This window comes from Nonomuraea sediminis, assembly GCF_018531495.1.
GTDB classification, from domain to species: Bacteria; Actinomycetota; Actinomycetes; order Streptosporangiales; family Streptosporangiaceae; genus Nonomuraea; species Nonomuraea sediminis.
The window spans coordinates 1-880 of sequence record NZ_JAHDTI010000041.1 but is presented as its reverse complement, the minus strand read 5'-3'; the positions used below and the strand labels follow the sequence as shown (position 1 = coordinate 880).

The window sequence follows — 880 nt, the reverse complement described above, 5'->3', positions numbered from 1 at the left end:
GCGTGATCTCCGCGTCGACCCCGAGCTTCTTGTTGATCTTGTAGCGACCCACCTTGGCCAGGTCGTACCGCTTGGGGTTGAAGTACAGGTTCTCCAGCAGGGTCTGCGCCGACTCCTTGGTCGGCGGCTCACCCGGACGCAGCTTGCGGTAGATGTCCAGCAGAGCATCGTCCTGACCGGCGGTGTGATCCTTCTCCAGGGTCGCCCGCATCGACTCGTACTGGCCGAAACGCTCGAGAATCTGCTCGCTGGTCCAGCCCAGTGCCTTAAGAAGCACGGTGACGGCCTGCTTGCGCTTACGGTCGATGCGCACACCGACGCTGTCGCGCTTGTCGATCTCGAACTCCAGCCAGGCACCCCGCGACGGGATCACCCGGCAATCGAACAGGTCCTTGTCGGAGGTCTTGTCGACACTACGGTTGAAGTAGACACCCGGAGACCGCACCAACTGCGAGACCACGACACGCTCGGTGCCGTTGATGATGAAGGTGCCCTTCGGCGTCATGAGCGGGAAATCACCCATGAACACCGTCTGGCTCTTGATCTCACCAGTGGTGTTATTGATGAACTCCGCCGTGACGAACATCGGGGCGGAGTAGGTCATGTCCTTGTCTTTGCACTCATCGACTGAGTACTTGGGCGGCTCGAAGCGATGGTCGCGGAACGACAAGGACATGGTCCCGGAGAAGTCCTCGATGGGACTGATCTCTTCGAAGATCTCCTCCAGACCCGACTGGGTCGGGACGTCCTTGCGCCCGGCCTGCTGAGCCGCCTCGACCCGGGCCTTCCACTTCTCGTTGCCCAGCAACCAGTCGAACGACTCGGTTTGCAGAGCAAGAAGGTCAGGAACTTCGAGGGGCTCCTGGATACGCGCGAAAGA

The 880-nt window shown here is 60.8% G+C and carries 1 pseudogene; it reads right to left on the bottom strand.

The features are described 5' to 3' along the window. Positions 1–880 (bottom strand): annotated as a pseudogene (locus KIK09_RS57195) (DNA-directed RNA polymerase subunit beta); the annotation flags it as partial.